We start from the raw sequence: 17,386 nt of genomic DNA on the forward strand, positions 1-17,386 counted from the left end.
TTTCAGATGGCATACACAGTACATTCTCCGGCAAAAATTGTTTATGGTAATGGCGCCTTTCAAACTCTTGGGGACCATGCGCAAAAATTAGGGACGACCGCGTTAATTATTAGTGACCCGATTATGGAAGATTTAGGGGTTGTGGCACAATGTGCAGCGCATTTAAAGCAAGCCTCTGTAGCGTATACAGGGGTGACATCAGAGCCACTAGACGTTTATGTAAATGAGGGACTTGCGCTTTTACGTGAACATCAATGTGATGTCATTGTCTCTATTGGTGGCGGTAGCTGTATTGATACGGCAAAGGCCATCTCGGTTGTGGCAACAAATCGCGGCTATATTGGGGATTATATGCACGGTGCGACGCCCATTACCGAGCTACCGATTCCGCATATTGCGATTCCGACAACAGCGGGAACGGGTAGTGAAGCAACCGATGTGACGGTTATTACGAATACTGCAGAAGACATTAAAATGATGATTAAAGATGCAGCCTTTATGCCAGATGTGGCACTTGTTGATGCACAGCTAACAGTATCGTCGCCACGGCATATTACCGCTGCAACCGGCGTTGATGCGATGAGCCATGCGATTGAGAGTTTATTATCACGCAAAGCGCATCCATTTTCGAATCAATTGGCGCTGTCTGCTATTGAATTAATTACCGCGAACTTACTGCCGGCATATCGTGATGGTCACAATTTGGCGGCACGTGAGGCGATGTCACTTGGCTCGTTGCAAGCGGGGATGGCATTTTCAAATGCTTCTGTGGCGCTTGTACATGGCATGTCTCGCCCAATCGGTGCACTATTCCACGTCCCGCATGGTATTTCAAATGCGATGCTGTTACCAGCGGTGCTTGAATTTTCAAAGGAAAACTGTACGCCGCAACTTGCAAAAATGGCGCCGTTTTTCATTGAGCAAACAGCCGATCTGAGCGAGGAGGAGCTTGCTGAGGAAGTCATTCAGGCTGTAAAAGCATTATGTCGTAGCTTAGACATTCCAAATTTAAAGGGTTATGGCATTGAGGAATCGGCGTTTTATGCAGCGATTCCAAAAATGGTCGTTGATGCGATAGCCAGTGGCAGTCCAGCGAATAATCCGCGCATCCCGACAGAAGAAGAGCTAGCGCAGCTGTATAAGGATGTTTATCATTATGTGTTTTAATGAGGTGTTGTGATGAAGGACCAACAGCAGGCATATGAGCAGCTCATCGCTGTTATTGACAAATCTATTCCCGTAGGCTTTGAAAAATGTGAAGAGCATGGCGGCACTCACTATGTTGTGCCACTACGTGATTACCCAAAAGGTTATCATGTGACGCCCGGTACACCGCTTCCTTTTTTAAGCGTGATTCCGCAAAAGCATCATATTGGGGTGTATCATATGGGCATCTATGCCAATCCGGAGCTACTACAATGGTTTACGACGCGCTACAAGGAAGAAGTGACAACGAAATTACAAATGGGAAAAAGTTGTATTCGTTTGACGAATGCGACGCATATTCCGTATGAGCTATTAGGCGAATTAGTCGAGAAGATGACGCCTGATGCGTGGATTAAAGTATACGAGCAACACTAAATAAAAGCCTTCTAAGGAGTGTCCCCTAGAAGGCTTTTTGTTTATTTATAATACGTTAAGAGGCTGCTTAGGCGTAGTAGATGACTCATATCACCCTTTGATTTCAATTTGCCCATTAAAAAAGCTGTTTGTGGATTCATTTGCCCCGTTGTAAGCTTTTCAAAATTTTTACTAGAAATTGATACGGTACAGTCGGGTGCCTGCGCATCCTTTGCGACATGTGCATTATTGCCATCAAATGAAATGAGCGTACTTTCTGCTGTATCGGTAAAGTCAAATTGAATACGTGCATTGTAACCTTTTAAACCAGCTGGGTCTTGCTGAATTTTTGATAAAAATTGTTCTATCGCTTGATTTGTCATCTAACTACCTCCCTGTTTCCTCTCATCATAAAATGATTTCTAAAAATTTACAATTCATCCGCAAGGAAATCGACAATATCGTCATGAATTTCAGGAATACGCGCTAATGATAAAAGATGCCCGGCCTCCTTATAGCCACGTAACTGCTTCGTTGTAGAGGCAAGTCCGTCATAAATTAACTGGGCACTATGCTGATAAATGTGCGCGTCCGCTTCGCCGTACAAGATAAGGGCAGAACAGTTAATATTCGCTAGTAAATCAGATGTCGCTAAAATAAATTGCTGCAACGCATGTAATTTATGCTCAGGACGAGGGAAGTGCGTCGCCACAAAATGAAAGGCTTCTGGCTCAGGGATGTCGCGCATGCGTAAATAATATGTTGTATAGGCTTTTACGCGTGACTCTAGGCCGCTAAGTTCCCGTTCGACAATGGGCGATGACATCGTCACAAGTGCTTGCGGTGCCACTTCATCTGCTAAATGGAGTGCAATGACGCCACCGAGTGATTGACCGACAATCGTAATTTTTTCATAGCCTTGCTGTTGTAAAAACAAATACGCCTCGCGCGCTGTTTGTAGCCAGTCTGCAATACCTGTTTGGAAAAATTTTTCTGGATGCTGCCCATGTCCTGCATAAATTGGTGCAAGACAAGTAAAGCCTGCTTTATGTAAATGTTTTGCTGTACGTTTCATTTCATTGGCTGTGCCCGTAAAGCTATGAAGCAGTAGCACTGCATGTTTACCGCCTTCTAAAAATAAGCGCTCAGGGGATTTAATGTTCATGTTGTAACCTCTTTTCTAAAAAAAGCCTATCACACAATGAAATGAACGTATAATACATTATTTTTAATAAAATCATGCGAAAAATGCATAAGTGAAATGTGTATATATTTTCTAATCTAGTACTAAAAATCTAGTATCTATGAGCTGTTCGCCCTGAATTAAGCAAAATTTCTAAATGGAAGCGCTTTAATGGAGTATAATACATCGTAATCATAAAAATCATGCGCAAGTTACATAAGGGGTGACGTGATAATGGAATGGCATCATTTTCATTATTTTAAAGTTTTAGCAGAGATGGAACATATGACGCGAGCAGCAGAGAAGCTTTCGGTATCACAACCAGCATTAAGCCGTGCTATTATGCGAATTGAAGAGGAATTGGATGTGTCATTATTTGATCGTAATGGCCGTTCCATTCGATTAAATAAATTTGGCGAGCTCTTTTTAGAAAGTACCAATCGCATCATTTTAGAAATGGAAACAGTCAAAACACGTTTGTCAGAAATGAGTGGTGTTGAAACCGGTGAGGTAACGCTTGGATTTCTTCATACGGTTGGTGCGACTTATTTATCGCTCTTTATGAAGCAATTCAAAGACACACATCCGAATGTGCGCGTGAAGCTCGTTCAAAACAATTCACAGGCACTCAAAAATTTATTAGCACAAGGTATTATTGACCTATGTGTCACAACGCATGTAGCCACTGAAAAAAATATTGAATGGCAACCGCTATTAACAGAGGAATTATTTGTGACGTTGCCACGGACACACCGTTTCGCAGGGCGAGAAACATTGACCGTAAAAGAATTACAAGACGAAACGTTTATTTTATTAAAAGAAGGCTTTGCGCTTCGTCATTTATCAAATGATTTATTGAAAGAAGCGGGCATCCAAGTAGCCATTAGCTTTGAAGGAGAAGAAGTTCAAACGATTGCAAGCTTCGTTGCAGCAAATCTCGGTATTTCATTTTTACCAAAATTAACGCATTTAGCCTTTAATGATCTCGTGCAAATTCCGATTGAAGGAAAAAAAGCAGCGCGTCATATCGGCATTTGCTCAAATAAGGAAGTCGTCGAAACAGCTGTCGTGCGGGAAATGAAAGAGCAGCTTGTTCATTATTTTAAAGGGTTTCCAGAGCTGTAAGAGATGCTAAAGGGTAGCTGCTCTTAAAGAAAAGGCACTCAAAAACAGTATTTTGGCCGTATTTAAAACTGCATTGAAACGTTCCTCATTTCATTATTTCCTTAAAAGAAGTATGATAAAAATAATACTTTTTTGATATTTAAGGGAGGCATACAATGAGTAAAAGTTTAAATACGCCAGAAGCCATTTTACTAACCGGCTCTTTTTTGATGGTTTTATACATTTTCGATGAATTAGTGGAAGATTATCACGTACCATTTTTATGGCTTGTTTTTCCGCTTATTCTATTGGTCTTAGCGATTTTTTCATACGTTAAACGAGAGGCCACCGATGACAAGTAGATACATACTAAAAAGAGGCTTTGACATACGTATAAAAACAACCGTTCCTATGAGCATAAGAAAAACCGGAATCGCGCTATAGTGCGGTTCCGGTTTTTCGTTGCGAACGCTAAAAAAGGAACATGACGTGTTTTATCCCAGCCTCTTTTTACATATATTAGCCGTTTAAAGTCGCAACTTGTGCGAGCTGTGTGCTCATTTCCTGAATATGCTCAACCGCTGTTGTGACAGAATCACTCAAGGCTTTTTGTGTAGATACAAGGGAATTAATACGGTCCATATGCATTAAAATCGTATCAATTTGCACTTTTAAATCGGTTAAACTTTGCTCAATATCTTCTGTAGCACCCGCACTATTTAGCGCTAGTTTACGCACTTGATCCGCAACGACGGCAAAGCCTTTTCCTTGTTCACCCGCACGCGCAGATTCAATTGCGGCATTTAAGCCCAATAAATTCGTTTCATCTGCAATGCCACGAATCATCGATGAAATATTTTGGGTATTGTCCGCACGTTGATGAGCATCAATTGCGGCATTCGCTGATTGCTGCTGAGCATTCGTCAATTCGCCTACATGATTGTGCATATCCTGCATAGCATAGGTCATTTCATCAATGCTTGCATTTAATTGTTGAATGCCTGCTTTCATATGCTCTCCGCGTTCCTTTTCCTGACTTTCTAATGTAATATCACGCATCACACCGACAATATGTTCCACGATGCCATTTGTATTACATGTAATAATAATCCGATTGCTCATCGCAATATAACGTCCGTAGCTATCTCGTACGCGGTAAAGTAACTCGCATTGTGCTTTTCCGTTTTGCTTCGCTTCTCTAAAACATATTTTAAATATAGGATTTGTGCCATCGCGGTCTGTTGGATGGATGAGATTTGCAAAATCCTTATACGTTTGTGGCTGTGTCGTTTTCGTATAACCAAAAGCTGTTAAAAATTGCTCTGAAAACCACACGGTATTTTGAACATCTGCTAAGTTTTGTGGATTTTTCACTTGGACATGCCAAGGTGATTCATACATGACTTCGGTAATTAATCCATGTTTTTCAAGTAGTTGCACTGAGCGCTGCTTTTCAATATGTTGAGCGGTTAGATCGTGAATGACGCCATAGCATTTACTAAGTTTTTGCTCCTTATAAAGAAGCTGAATATGACAATCGATATAGCGGATTTCTCCCAGTGGTGTCACAAGGCGACATTGCTCTTCAATACGCTCTGCTGTTGTTTGAAGCGCAGTCGCGAGTGCATTTTTAATATGTACGACATCATCTTCATGAATAAAATGCATAATGGAACGCTTTGTATCATCGCCAAGCGTTCCTATTAGCGCTTTCAATTCATCGCTCATTATTAACTTTGTGTCCGTATGCATCAAATCACCATGCATAACATCTGCAACCCAATAACCAATGTTTGCTGTATTACAAATTGTTGAAAATAACTGATCATGCTGTGCAAGGCGTTCATGCTGTTGTGTTATATAAGAAGTTAGTTTTTGAATAAGTTGTTGTTCGTGAGGAGAGAGGTGTTGAATCGCAGCGGTAAGGTTAAGGTTTCCACCCGCTTCGAGATTTTCGACCAATGATTCGATAACGGCTAAAAGTGGAGAGGAACTAGCCTTTGCTGTTGTTTGTAAAAATGAGAACATATTACCCCTCTTTTCTAAGTTTGTTTATGAATAATTTACTATATTTTGGCATAAAAAACAATAAAAGTTTAAAATTTTATCGATTTAAACCACGAAGGAATGATATGTTGAAAGCCATGGGGGTCCTGAATCATCTGCTCAACATGAGGCAACGTTGTTTGTAATTGGCCGATATTATCCGCCCAAATGATAGAAGAGAAGGCAAGCATACCGGCATATAGCGTGTAAAGTGTCCAAAAATCATCAGGCAAGTGGTGATCATAATAGCCTTCAAGTAATCCAATGCAAAAAGGAATGCTATGCTCTCTACTAAAGAGGCCGAGTTTTACAAAATCCCAAACCGGGTCACCCCAATCAAAGCGCCCAAAATCGATAACACCCGCGTAGTGGCGGTTATGAATAATTAAATTAGGCAAATGAAAATCATCATGCTGTAAATGGGTAGGGCGCCCGTTTAATAAATGGAGATGTGCATTGATAAATTGCTCGACTGCAGGCATAAAATCATATGTGTACCCTCGTTCATGATACGTTTTTCGGTAACGCTCATATTTAGCTTTTTGATAGCTTGCCCATGTATTTTCCTTTGCTTTAATCGCATGAATGCGACGTAAATCAGCGCTTGCATCCACACCGACTTGATATTGCTCTGTCGCTGTAAGCGTGCCAATTGTATCCTCTGCATCCAATCCTTCTAAAAAGCTCGTTATCATATAATTTGGTCCAATTTCTAGCGGCTCATAGGTCTGTGTACCAGTAGAAAAAAGTTGCTGTAGCAATGAAAATTCCTGCTTTTTTTGTGTGTATTGCTGCGGATCAAATTGTCGATAAAGGCATTGTTTTTGCTCATAATGCACGAGCCATTTTTCTTCTCCAGAAAATCCTTTGGTTATTTTTTTGATTTTTTCCATGTCTACCCCCCGTTATCATTAAGTTGGTCTTATTCTAACGAGAATGATAAAGAAATTCAATAATTGAATAGTGGTTCATAAGGAATTAGCATTAAATGGAATATAAAATATATGTCATACGGTATATTTTTTAGAAAAAAGCTACACAAAGTAGAAAAAATGAGTTAATATGTATAAGAACTAGCGAAAGTGGTTTTTTTATGGAGAAAACTCTACAGGCGTTATTAGGAAATGAAGCGGAAACATTTTCTATGCTCCTTTGCTAGTCAAATCCCTATTTTTAAATGCCTAACCAGTTGGGCGCTGGTGCTAGCCTAAGCAAAAACGTCCAATGCAATTTGTTACACGGTAAATCCCTTACCGCATACCAAACCTCTATCACAAAACAAAGGCGCCTTTTCCATGAGAAAGGGCGCTTTTGTTCCTGTTATAGAGAAAAAAACTGTTAAAGGAGGACACATAAATGCAGCGGGAAATTTCTTTTGCCAATCTACAAACGCATTTACATAGTTGTTCTTTTACACAATTAAAAATGAATTGGATGCAATTAATTGAGGAGTTTTGTACGAATACAACAACCTTTGCCCTTCTTTGGAAAATGTCAGACCGTACGCATTTTGAGCAATTACAGGGAAATGACTATTATTATGAGGTACATGATTTATATGCGCCCATGTCTGAAATTATCAAAATATTACAACAAATGAAATGGCAAGAACGTGGCTATGTACAAAATCTCGTAGAGTCACCAAGCGCGTATGAGGAGTTAATTCAATTAATTTTAAGCATGCTAGAATTTCGGGTAAACAATGCAGAGGCTGAAAAAGTACAACACCGTCTCCTCAAAGCGCATGTGCTCGAGCTCCAAGTAGAAGATGCCACCGTTAATGAATTACTAACACATGCCACAACGTCGATTAAATACGTTCTTTAAATTCTAACAATATAAAAAGCGCGTCTAACCATTTTATTCGTTAGACGTGCTTTTTTATACGGATTTATTAGCGATAGCTATTAATAAAATCAATTAAAGCTTCTTTTGGTTGATAGCCACCCGTTTTTGCAACTACTTCGCCGTCCTTCAATAACACTAATGTAGGTACAGACATTACTTCATATTCACCTGCAGTAGCAGAGTTTTCTTCGACTTCTAATTTTACAATCGGCACATCAATTTCTTGTGCTAGTTCTTCTAACACAGGTGCTAACATTTTACACGGTCCACACCAAGTTGCCCAAAAATCAACAAGTACAAGCCCTGATTTTGTCTCTTCATAAAATGTTTGATCCGACGCATTCACAATTGCCATCGTTATAGCCTCCTTTAATATTGTCTTTATTTTAGCACGATATGTGTTTAATTACTGAAAGATAGGTTAATTATTTTATAAGGGGGAATCGAGTATGATGAAATTATTATGGATACCCATTGTGCTATATTTAGTCGCATTAGGGGTTTTTATTACAAGAGCAACGAGCCGAGGCACAGATGAAGGTGTTGCAGCTCAAATTTTAGCGGGACAAGGACTTGCTTTACCAGTATTCTTCTTTGCATTTTTATTTATTTGGTTCTTTAATCGTCGCAAAAAACGTCAAGACCATAAAAATAATGTTTAAGGAGGTGTCAGCTTATGAGTGACCGAATGAACAAGGAAGATAAGAAAAAAGATACGGATTTTAAGCGTATGGATAGCCCAGATCAAGTGAATTCAGATACAGAAAGTCTTTTTGATAAGGATGAGGAAATGATGTTCGTTGACCCGATTCCTGTAGAAGAACTAAATGAAAAAGTGAAAGATGAAAAACTGGAAAATCGTGAGGATACGAAAAGCACGTCCTCAAGCTCAAAAAAATATAAGCATGATAAGTAAATTGTGCAAAAAAGCGTTCCCACTAAGGTGGGGCGCTTTTTTTTAGAAAAAATTGCCCTATTGATGATAATTTTATCCGTATAATGACTTATCTTTTGTATTTTTACGAGAAAAATCATTGACATTGATAATCATTTTCAATTATGATTCTTTTCGAGATAAAATGAAAATGATTATCAAAGGGAGTACATAGAAATGATGAAAAAAACACTTGCAACGGCGGCAACAGTTGCCCTAACAGCATCAACAAGTTTACCAACAACATTATCAGCACAGGCAGAAACAACAGTAGAAACGACACAATTACTTGTTCAACATAAAGAAAATGCAGAAATTTCAACAAAACAAGCGAAAGCATTGAACGCAGAAATTGTTTCTGAACATGATCAAACAACGGTTATCGACGTTGCCGTATCAGATGTAGATGAAGTAGTTGAAACATTAGAAGCAGATAAAGATATTGAGTTTGTAGAAGAAAACAAAATTTATACAATTGCTGATGATACAGCAATGAATGATGAATTTTATACAAATCAATGGAATTTAAAAGCGATTGATACAGAAAATGCTTGGAAACAAGCTGAAGACGCTTCAAAAGAAGGTGTAACAGTCGCAGTTTTAGATACTGGTGTGAAAGCAACACATACAGATTTAGCAGGTCGTGTACTTGAAGGTGCAACATTTGTTGACAGTGCAGCAGACAATAAAACAGGTAACGATGACCAAGGTCACGGAACATTTGTATCAGGTATTATTGCTGCCAATGCGAATAATGAAAAAGGGATTGCGGGTGTCGCTGGGAAAGAGGATGTCACAATTTTACCTGTAAAAGTGATGGCAAAAAATGGTGAAGGAACAGCAAATGATATCGCTGAGGGGATTCGTTATGCGATTGACCAAAAAGTAGACGTTATTAATATGAGTCTTTCAGGTGAATACAGTGAAGCAATCGATACAGCCGTACAGGAAGCTGCACAAGCAGGCATCGTTGTTGTAGCTGCTTCAGGTAATGGCGGTGGGAATGCAGATACAAATTACCCTGCAGCACTTGATAATGTACTTTCGGTTGGTTCTGTATCCAAATCAGACCAAGTTTATGCTGGCTCGAACACAGGTGAAACAGTCGATTTAGTTGCACCAGGTGTTGGGGTAGTGAGTACATCACTTGCTGGTGACCTAGGGGACGAAACGGGTTATTATACGACAGGCACTGGGACATCTTATGCGGCACCACACGTCGCAGCAGTTGCCGCTTTATACAAAGCACAGCATAAAGATGCCTCTGCAAATGAAGTGTCAGAAGTATTAACAAAAACAGCGACAGACCTAAATACAGAAGGCCATGATAGAGAAACAGGTTACGGTAAAGTAAATGCCGCAAAAGCATTAGAAAATAATGTCTCAATCGATGCCTTCACTGTAAACGCGCCGAAGAAAAACGCGGATGTTATTGGCGTGACACCTATCAGTGTGTCAACAGCAAATGATGCGGTACAAACAATGAGCGTATTTGTCGGTGATAAAGAAGTAGCAACAGGTACAGTAAAAGATCATCAATTCACAAGCTCATTTGATACAACGGCATTTGCAGACGGCGATTACACGGTAACAGTGAAAGCCTATGATAAAGATGGCGTAGAATTAGATGCATCAGAGCGTACAATTCATATTAAAAACGCGCCAGTTTCAGGCTATATGTTTAGTGTTCAATCACCAAACGGTAATGTAGCAAAAGGTGCGACAGTGAAGCTATACGAAAAAGACGATGAAGGTCATTATTCAGAGCTTTGGACAGGCGGTACGGATAATGCAGGCGCTGTACGTGTACCAAGCTATGTCGGCACAGATTTAAAAGATGTGCGTGTTGTTGTACAAGGTAAATTTGACGACGCAGAAGGCAAAAACTCATGGTTCATGTATTCTCGTGAATTAAATACAACAGGTGCAATTACATTAACAAGCGATGATACACAAAAAGTAGCACTTGAAACAACAGGTAAAGACGGCAAAGGCATCGACGGCGCGCAATACTTCATTACAATGAAAGATGATGAAGGAAATACAGTCGGTGAAATGACAGACATTAATAAACTAGGTGCTAGCGAAAGCCCAACCGTTTATTTAGATAAAGGCGCGTACAACATTTTTGCTTATGCAAAACAAGATGGCGATACGTATTTCTTATCTAAAACAGATGAAAAAATCACAGCACCCGGAAGTCTGACATTTGATACAGCACAAGCAGGCCAAATCACTGTGAATAACGATAATGGGAAATTAGAAAATGCGGTGTTATATGTTTATAACGATGCAATGAACGAAGCATTTGGTGAAGGAATCGCAACAGGCCGTAATTTCTATGTAACACCTGGTGACTACCAATACTTAATCGACGCTGAAGTGGCAGATGATACGAATGATGGTAAAGGAAACTGGATTTATTCATTCGCTGAAACAACAAAAGCAACCGTTAAAACAGGAGAAACAACAAAACTACAAGCTGGCGGTCAAGTCGATATGACATTAGAAGCAGACCAAGAAGCAGTCGCACGTTATGCTAAACAACGTAATGTAGCGTATATTGAGCGTGATAATGCCAATGATGCCTATAAAGCGGATCAAGCCTTCTATACAAAACAAATGTTTAGCGATGCATACGGGAACCAATTAGTAGGGATGAAACGTGGCTCATTAACAGAGGAAGATGCGCTTTACAAAAAAGATGTGGAAACAGGAAAAACCGAAATCAAAGCAGATGACGAAGAATGGAAAATCGAATCAAAAGATTTCGGTAATATTTATGCAAACTATAACATCAAGCGTAATAGTGACGGCAAAGTCTTATTAGATAGTGATACGAAAAATGCTACAAACCCTGCCAATCGTATGTATTATATGTATTCATTTATCGTTTTAACATCTGTAGAGTATACACAAGGTACGTATGATATTACGGTATCAGCGAAACCGAGCCCATTAACACGTCAGGCTGCAGATGCAACAAAAGGTCTTGAAAAAACCTTAACGATGAATTTAGTGGATTCTGGCGCAACATTAGCGCTAAAAGATGCAGAGGGTGCCAATGTCGCCACGTATACAACATTATTACGCGCTGAAAAAGATGAAAATGGCAATATTGAATGGAATCAATACTATAACCGTAACTCAGATAGCACGAAAGTATTAAATATTCCAGACAATTTAAAAACAAGTAGCTTAGAAGGCGGAAATATCGCCATCATCCGCTATAATGTACCAAATTCAGGCGGGAAATTCGGCTTTATCTATCGTCAATTTGACGAATTGTCAGATTTACAGCAAGATATTACAATTCCAGAAAATATGACAGAAGTGACGGTTGATCCAAAAGATGGCGACCAAGCGATGAATAATATTTCGACGAAGCTATTAATGATTAAGAAGAAGGTAACTGTAGACGGTCAAGAAGCGTATCCAACAGCGAATACACTACAAGTGTACAAACATAGCTCTGTCTTTTTAGAAGCAGAAAAAGATAATGGTTATGTTATCGAAGGGAATTATGTGACATTACCAGATGCAGAAGGGAAGCAAGATAACTACTATTTCTTAAATGATAAAGTGACTGTAGATGATACAGAAGGTGCGAATAACACCGTAACATTCAACAAACAAGATTTAGCACAAGTGAAAATTAAAGCAGATACAGAAGGATTTAAAGATTTCCGCGGGGCAATTTTATATCCTTATAATAAATATAGCGATTCATTCACGGCGACATTACGTACAGGTCATAACTTCTATGTACCAGCCGATTTAAAAATGAATATGCAAGTACGTCTTGGCTTTGGTGATACGGAAAACAACAATAAAATTTGGAATTACTACTTCTCAAAAGGAACGCAAAGCTTTACAACAGGCGATGTATCTACTTGGAAAGTTGGCGGTCAGTTAACAACAGAGGTTGAGTTACCAAAAACAACATATAAAGCAGGCGAAGAAGTAAGTGCTTCAGCGCATATTAATGATGCGTATGGCAACCAATTATCCTCTGTATTAGTTAATCAAACAAATGACTACACAATTGCAGATGAAGAAGAGCAAGGTTCATATGTTCTTCGTAATGGCCAAGTGTCGTATGAAGTAGCGCATGGTAGTGAAACACACGCCGCTGTATCTGGTAGCGTGAAACCAGTTGCTTCTATTATAGATGCAGAGGGGAATGTTGTATCAAAAGCTTCAGATGAAATGTTCTACAACCATATTCATGGTCTAAATGCACCAACACAAGCAGGCGATTATACATTACAGCTTGCGATTGCAGGTAGCCCATTAGGTGCTGTGAAATCAGCAACTAAATTCAAGGTAGCAGCATCCACTGTCATTGTGCCACCAGTAGCACCGACGCCAAATGCACAAGTTTCGGGTAAAACAGGTGTAATCACAGGTAAAACAACACCAGGTGCAACAGTAGTTGTGAAAGTCGGGAATAAAGTAATTGGTGAAGCGACGGCAAATGAAGCGGGTAACTTTACAATTAAGGTACCGAAACAAGCTGCGGATACAAAGCTAACACTTATTGCATCTAAAGACGGTAAAGAAACAGTAACAACAATTACAGTAATAGACAAAACAGCACCAAAAGTAACGTCTGTCAAAGCATCAAATAAAACCAATAAGATTGTTGTCAAAACAGAAAAAGGTGCCACAATTAAGCTAACAGTTGGCGGCAAAACATATACGAAAAAAGCCAATAAAGATGGTGAATACACGTTCACAATTAAAAACTTAAAAGGCAATGCAAAATGGCGTATGACTGTAACGGACACGGCGGGTAATGAAACGAAAAAAACAGGTAAAGTAGTCGATGCCGTAGCACCAGCAAAACCAAAAGTAACTACAAAGGTAAAATCATCGACAAAAACAATTAAAGGCACAGCAGAAGCAGGTTCACGCGTTTACTTATACAAACATAGTAAAGTCATCGCAACTGCGAAGACAGATAAAAAAGGAAACTACGTACTGCGTCTACCAAAACAAAAAGCAGCAACAACACTTTATGTAAAAGCGAAAGATTCATCAAGCAATTATTCAAAAGGTACAAAAATTATTGTAGCAAAATCAAAATAACTGATAAAAAAGCCGGAGTCACTGGATAAGTGATCCCGGCTTTTTTTAGTATTGTTTTTCAATCCAGTCAATCGCTTCCGTAATTACCGCATCTTTGTCTACCTCATTAAAAATTTCATGCATTAAATGGGCATAAATTTTAAGTGATTTATTTGTAGAATGAATATCACCAAAAAACATGCGTGAATCTTCTTCACTGACAAGGCCATCATCTGTACCATGTAGTAAAAACACAGGGTCTACAAATTGTGCGTGTGCTTCTTTTAACCAGTCCACCCCTTCGCCAAATACGTGATTAATAAGGTCAACGGAAATTTTTTTCTCAACAAGCGGGTCCTCCGTATAGGCTTTTGCAACAGCTGGGTCACTGCAGACGCCATCACCTAATTCATTCGCAAAATATGTGCCCATACCATCTAGTGGTAGCTCACCCACAAGCTTCGTATTATAACGAGTTAGCGCTCCAGAAAGCACAAAGCCATTTACCGTACCAGGATATTTTGTGCCATAGGCGGCTGAGGCAAAGCCACCCATACTATGACCAATAAGGAATAGCGGGAGTTGCGGGTTTTCTGATTTTGCTTTGTTGACGATCGTGCGCACATCCTCGATAATATCGTGGAAATCTTTATAAAAAACGCGCTGCCCTTCACTACGGCCATGACCTCGGTGGTCGAAGCGATAGACGACAAAATTCTTATCAAGTAATTTTTTGGTTACATAATCATAGCGACCCGCATGTTCACAAAGTCCATGAACAATTACAATGGTTGCTTGCGGGGTACTTGCTGGCTCATCCTTTCTAAAATAAAGATTGATGCCATCAAAAGTTGTAATTGTCGTTTCATGAAACATATCATCACTCCTATCTAGTTATCAGTACCCGAGCTAGCATAGGCTAAAGCATAAATGGTTTAATTTTTACATGAATTGGAAAGAGAACAGCAAGGAGCTGATAAACATGAAGGTAATTGGATTTGAGACGTATGGAGATGCATCGGTACTAGAGGAGCGCGATATCGAGGTACCTGTGCCAAAAGAAAAGCAAGTATTGGTTGAAACGCTTTATACAGCGGTGAATGTATATGATGTTGAGGTGCGTCGCGGCGATTTTGCGGATACGCCATTACCACAATTTTATGTGCTAGGAAATGAGGTTGTAGGGCGAATTGTTGCAGTAGGGCAAGCTGTCACAGCATTTTCAATAGGTGATGTCGTAATTGCGAAAACGGCACGCAATGGCTACGGTGAATATGTGGCAGCTGGCCAGAGCCATACGTTTTTAAAGCCTGAACATTTAACGACAGCACAGGCTGCGAGCTTTTCGCATACGGCTGTCACAGCTTACTGGGCACTGCATGGCTTTGCAAAAGCACAGCAGGGTGAAACGGTCGCTATTTTAGGCGCTTCGGGAAGCGTGGGTAGCTTCGCTATTCAATTAGCAAAGGAAATGGGTTTACATGTTATTGCGGTCGCGAGTGCGCGCAATGAGGCGTATGTGCGCGGGCTCGGTGCAGATGATTTTGTCGATTATCACCAGGATGAAGCTGCCTTTGACGGGATAGCGGATATTATTATTGATGCGTCCTTACTTGGTAAAGGAGGACAATCGGGTATTCGCTATGCAAAGGATGGTGCACGCTTTGTTGGTCTCACAGGCTTACCAGATACAATGCGCTCAGTTCAACTTATAGATGGACAGCGTACAAAAGATATGACCGACAAGGAAGCGATGGATGCACTTATCGATCTGCCGCTTCAAGTACGTGAGCCTGTAGTTTTACCATTTACAGCAACCGGTGCGCGTGAAGCACATGACATGTTGGTGGCAGGTAACCATGACGGCAAGGTGTTACTTCAGGTGCGCGAATCCTAAAAATTGTATGAATTATGACTTAATTTGCAACAAACACACACATCGCCTTGCACAAGCGACGTGACATCGTTAAACTTACGTCAGAAAAAAATGCAAGAAAGCTGTGTGAGAGATGGAGTTCGTTGTTTTTGGATTATTTGCATGTAGCTTATTGCTTTGTGTCGCATTCAATCAATCGATTTTGCTGGCACTTGCGTTTGGCTATATGCTCTTTTTTATGTATGGCTTAAAAAAAGGACATGCTGTACATGAGATGCTGCGCTTTTCATGGCAAGGCATTCGTCAAATTAAAGGCATGTTATTTATTTTTATCCTTATCGGCATGATGACCGGTATTTGGCGTGCAGCCGGTACCATTCCAATGATTATTGATGTTGCAACGGGATTCCTTGTGCCGGCTATTTTTATTATTGTCGTCTTTTTACTCAATTGCCTTGTATCCGTTTTAACGGGTACTGCCTTCGGTACTGTGGCAACGATTGGTGTTATTTGTATGACAATCGGCAATGTAATGGGGGAAAACCCCTTATTTGTTGCGGGTGCGATTTTATCAGGTATTTACTTTGGCGACCGTTGTTCACCGATGTCGACAAGTGCGCTGCTTGTCTGCGAATTGACGCATATGAAATTATTTGAGCATATTCGCCAAATGATTAAAACAGCAGCCATTCCATTTGCGCTAACGAGTGTGATTTATATCGTATTAGGCTTCATTCATACGCCAGAGGCAAAAACTACGCATGTTACAGCTATTTTCGATGATAGCTTTGTGTTAAATGGCTATACGTTAATACCAGCTGCCCTTATTTTTGTGTTGCTGCTATTGAAAATAAAAATTAAACAAACAATGCTCATTAGTATTCTGTCAGGAATTATTATTTGTTTTGTTGTTCAGAAAATGTCGTTCACTGATATTGCAGCAACACTTTGGAGTGGCTATATCGCAGATAATCTACAATTAGGTGCGATGCTTGATGGTGGAGGCATTCTATCGATGGTGAATGTTATCGCTATCATTTGCCTATCATCGTCCTACTTTGGAATTTTCAATGGCACAAATATGCTAGAGAGCATTCAGCATAGTGTAGAGGCATTGGCACATAAAACGACCAATTTCTTTACGGGAACGATTGTAGCGATTGTAGCGGTCATGATTTCATGTAATCAGACGCTCGCCGTTATGTTAACCTATCAATTAAATAAAGACATTTATCATGATGATAAAAAAACAGCGAGTATGCTAGCGGATACGGCAATTGTCATCCCACCACTTGTACCGTGGTCTATTGCCTGTGCAGTGCCATTAGCGGCTGTTGATGCACCAGTAACAAGTATTTTATTTGCATGTTATTTATACTTATTACCGCTTGCTGGAATCATTCGTTCATTTTATATGAAAAAGCATGCAATACCCGCATTGAAGCCACTGTAAATCGTTTGTCATTTTCATTATCTTTAGTACAATAGAAAACGATGAGGTGACAACATGAAGAACAAGAAATTTTTAAATTCACTTGGCCTAATTATGCTTATTATTTTTGGTGGTAATTTTGTTGTGAATTATATCCGCCACGATCAATTTGGTACGGTAGAATTAATCGGTGGTATTATCGGCATCGTTTTATTATTAATTGGAGGCATTGTTATTAAAAATGATGCACCGAATAAGGAACGATAGCACAAAAAAGAGGCTGGGATATACGTATAAAAACGACCGTTCATATGAGCATAAGAAAAACCGGAA

General features: G+C 39.8%; 17 protein-coding genes. 11 read left to right on the forward strand and 6 right to left on the reverse strand.

Annotated elements, in window-relative coordinates; genetic code table 11:
* Positions 1-6 precede the first annotated feature (6 nt).
* Both QI30_RS16245 and QI30_RS16250 read left to right on the forward strand, forming a co-directional pair.
* Positions 7-1,167: an iron-containing alcohol dehydrogenase gene (locus QI30_RS16245; RefSeq protein WP_126991632.1), complete on the forward strand. Its 1,161-nt coding sequence runs from the start codon at positions 7-9 to the stop codon at positions 1,165-1,167.
* A 12-nt stretch (positions 1,168-1,179) separates the two neighbouring features.
* Positions 1,180-1,581 carry a DUF1801 domain-containing protein gene (locus QI30_RS16250; protein WP_126991633.1) on the forward strand — a complete coding sequence of 134 codons (402 nt, stop codon included), beginning with the start codon at positions 1,180-1,182 and terminating at the stop codon, positions 1,579-1,581.
* 41 nt (positions 1,582-1,622) lie between these two features.
* On the opposite strand, the gene QI30_RS16255 is transcribed toward QI30_RS16250, so the two are convergent.
* Together QI30_RS16255 and QI30_RS16260 are read right to left on the reverse strand one after the other, a co-directional pair.
* A complete protein-coding gene (locus QI30_RS16255) occupies positions 1,623-1,943 on the reverse strand; it encodes an SCP2 sterol-binding domain-containing protein (RefSeq protein WP_126991634.1) in 321 nt (106 codons plus the stop codon).
* Positions 1,944-1,990: 47 nt separating this feature from the next.
* Entirely contained in the window at positions 1,991-2,725 is a 735-nt protein-coding gene (locus QI30_RS16260) for an alpha/beta hydrolase (protein WP_126991635.1), read from the reverse strand.
* A gap of 252 nt (positions 2,726-2,977) precedes the next feature.
* On the opposite strand from QI30_RS16260, the gene QI30_RS16265 reads away from it, so the two are divergent.
* Both QI30_RS16265 and QI30_RS16270 read left to right on the forward strand, forming a co-directional pair.
* Positions 2,978-3,868 carry a LysR family transcriptional regulator gene (locus QI30_RS16265; RefSeq protein ID WP_126991636.1) on the forward strand — a complete coding sequence of 297 codons (891 nt, stop codon included), beginning with the start codon at positions 2,978-2,980 and terminating at the stop codon, positions 3,866-3,868.
* A 155-nt stretch (positions 3,869-4,023) separates the two neighbouring features.
* Positions 4,024-4,209, forward strand: a complete 186-nt coding sequence (locus QI30_RS16270) for a hypothetical protein (RefSeq protein WP_126991637.1) — start codon at positions 4,024-4,026, stop codon at positions 4,207-4,209.
* Positions 4,210-4,366: 157 nt separating this feature from the next.
* On the opposite strand, the gene QI30_RS16275 is transcribed toward QI30_RS16270, so the two are convergent.
* On the reverse strand, positions 4,367-5,875 hold the full coding sequence (locus tag QI30_RS16275) for a PAS domain-containing methyl-accepting chemotaxis protein (protein WP_126991638.1): 1,509 nt from the start codon (positions 5,873-5,875) through the stop codon (positions 4,367-4,369).
* A 68-nt stretch (positions 5,876-5,943) separates the two neighbouring features.
* Entirely contained in the window at positions 5,944-6,786 is an 843-nt protein-coding gene (locus QI30_RS16280; RefSeq protein WP_126991639.1) for a phosphotransferase family protein, read from the reverse strand.
* A gap of 463 nt (positions 6,787-7,249) precedes the next feature.
* On the opposite strand from QI30_RS16280, the gene QI30_RS16285 reads away from it, so the two are divergent.
* On the forward strand, positions 7,250-7,720 hold the full coding sequence (locus QI30_RS16285; protein WP_126991640.1) for a hypothetical protein: 471 nt from the start codon (positions 7,250-7,252) through the stop codon (positions 7,718-7,720).
* Positions 7,721-7,787: 67 nt separating this feature from the next.
* Here QI30_RS16285 and trxA read toward each other — a convergent pair whose 3' ends face one another.
* A complete protein-coding gene (gene trxA, locus QI30_RS16290) occupies positions 7,788-8,096 on the reverse strand; it encodes a thioredoxin (protein ID WP_126991641.1) in 309 nt (102 codons plus the stop codon).
* A gap of 94 nt (positions 8,097-8,190) precedes the next feature.
* On the opposite strand from trxA, the gene QI30_RS16295 reads away from it, so the two are divergent.
* The 3 genes from QI30_RS16295 (at position 8,191) to QI30_RS16305 (ending at position 13,766) form a co-directional block, all read left to right on the forward strand.
* Positions 8,191-8,403, forward strand: a complete 213-nt coding sequence (locus tag QI30_RS16295) for a DUF4017 family protein (protein WP_126991642.1) — start codon at positions 8,191-8,193, stop codon at positions 8,401-8,403.
* A gap of 14 nt (positions 8,404-8,417) precedes the next feature.
* Positions 8,418-8,657, forward strand: coding sequence for a hypothetical protein (locus QI30_RS16300; RefSeq protein WP_233600620.1), 240 nt, complete (start codon positions 8,418-8,420; stop codon positions 8,655-8,657).
* Positions 8,658-8,852: 195 nt separating this feature from the next.
* On the forward strand, positions 8,853-13,766 hold the full coding sequence (locus QI30_RS16305) for a S8 family serine peptidase (protein WP_233600621.1): 4,914 nt from the start codon (positions 8,853-8,855) through the stop codon (positions 13,764-13,766).
* 45 nt (positions 13,767-13,811) lie between these two features.
* Here QI30_RS16305 and QI30_RS16310 read toward each other — a convergent pair whose 3' ends face one another.
* Positions 13,812-14,621 (reverse strand): alpha/beta hydrolase, encoded by an 810-nt coding sequence (locus QI30_RS16310; RefSeq protein ID WP_126991643.1) that lies wholly within the window; start codon positions 14,619-14,621, stop codon positions 13,812-13,814.
* Between the two features lie 106 nt (positions 14,622-14,727).
* Between QI30_RS16310 and QI30_RS16315 the strand changes: the two genes are divergently transcribed.
* The 3 genes from QI30_RS16315 to QI30_RS16325 all read left to right on the forward strand — a co-directional run bounded on the left by QI30_RS16315 (position 14,728) and on the right by QI30_RS16325 (position 17,320).
* On the forward strand, positions 14,728-15,642 hold the full coding sequence (locus tag QI30_RS16315; RefSeq protein WP_158621051.1) for an NADP-dependent oxidoreductase: 915 nt from the start codon (positions 14,728-14,730) through the stop codon (positions 15,640-15,642).
* 112 nt (positions 15,643-15,754) lie between these two features.
* On the forward strand, positions 15,755-17,074 hold the full coding sequence (locus QI30_RS16320) for a Na+/H+ antiporter NhaC family protein (RefSeq protein ID WP_126991645.1): 1,320 nt from the start codon (positions 15,755-15,757) through the stop codon (positions 17,072-17,074).
* A gap of 54 nt (positions 17,075-17,128) precedes the next feature.
* A complete protein-coding gene (locus tag QI30_RS16325; protein ID WP_029498889.1) occupies positions 17,129-17,320 on the forward strand; it encodes a hypothetical protein in 192 nt (63 codons plus the stop codon).
* Positions 17,321-17,386 lie beyond the last annotated feature (66 nt).

Origin of the sequence: Candidatus Kurthia intestinigallinarum (assembly GCF_003991225.1) — a bacterium.
Lineage (GTDB): Bacteria > Bacillota > Bacilli > Bacillales_A > Planococcaceae > Kurthia > Kurthia populi.

Excerpts from the sequence above, each read along its gene's own strand:
- QI30_RS16245 (WP_126991632.1), top strand. The coding sequence starts at position 7 with ATGGCATACACAGTACATTCTCCGGCAAAAATTGTTTATGGTAATGGC.
- QI30_RS16250 (WP_126991633.1), top strand. The coding sequence starts at position 1,180 with ATGAAGGACCAACAGCAGGCATATGAGCAGCTCATCGCTGTTATTGAC.
- QI30_RS16255 (WP_126991634.1), bottom strand. The coding sequence starts at position 1,943 with ATGACAAATCAAGCGATAGAACAATTTTTATCAAAAATTCAGCAAGAC.
- QI30_RS16260 (WP_126991635.1), bottom strand. The coding sequence starts at position 2,725 with ATGAACATTAAATCCCCTGAGCGCTTATTTTTAGAAGGCGGTAAACAT.
- QI30_RS16265 (WP_126991636.1), top strand. The coding sequence starts at position 2,978 with ATGGAATGGCATCATTTTCATTATTTTAAAGTTTTAGCAGAGATGGAA.
- QI30_RS16270 (WP_126991637.1), top strand. The coding sequence starts at position 4,024 with ATGAGTAAAAGTTTAAATACGCCAGAAGCCATTTTACTAACCGGCTCT.
- QI30_RS16275 (WP_126991638.1), bottom strand. The coding sequence starts at position 5,875 with ATGTTCTCATTTTTACAAACAACAGCAAAGGCTAGTTCCTCTCCACTT.
- QI30_RS16280 (WP_126991639.1), bottom strand. The coding sequence starts at position 6,786 with ATGGAAAAAATCAAAAAAATAACCAAAGGATTTTCTGGAGAAGAAAAA.
- QI30_RS16285 (WP_126991640.1), top strand. The coding sequence starts at position 7,250 with ATGCAGCGGGAAATTTCTTTTGCCAATCTACAAACGCATTTACATAGT.
- trxA (WP_126991641.1), bottom strand. The coding sequence starts at position 8,096 with ATGGCAATTGTGAATGCGTCGGATCAAACATTTTATGAAGAGACAAAA.
- QI30_RS16295 (WP_126991642.1), top strand. The coding sequence starts at position 8,191 with ATGATGAAATTATTATGGATACCCATTGTGCTATATTTAGTCGCATTA.
- QI30_RS16300 (WP_233600620.1), top strand. The coding sequence starts at position 8,418 with ATGAGTGACCGAATGAACAAGGAAGATAAGAAAAAAGATACGGATTTT.
- QI30_RS16305 (WP_233600621.1), top strand. The coding sequence starts at position 8,853 with ATGATGAAAAAAACACTTGCAACGGCGGCAACAGTTGCCCTAACAGCA.
- QI30_RS16310 (WP_126991643.1), bottom strand. The coding sequence starts at position 14,621 with ATGTTTCATGAAACGACAATTACAACTTTTGATGGCATCAATCTTTAT.
- QI30_RS16315 (WP_158621051.1), top strand. The coding sequence starts at position 14,728 with ATGAAGGTAATTGGATTTGAGACGTATGGAGATGCATCGGTACTAGAG.
- QI30_RS16320 (WP_126991645.1), top strand. The coding sequence starts at position 15,755 with ATGGAGTTCGTTGTTTTTGGATTATTTGCATGTAGCTTATTGCTTTGT.
- QI30_RS16325 (WP_029498889.1), top strand. The coding sequence starts at position 17,129 with ATGAAGAACAAGAAATTTTTAAATTCACTTGGCCTAATTATGCTTATT.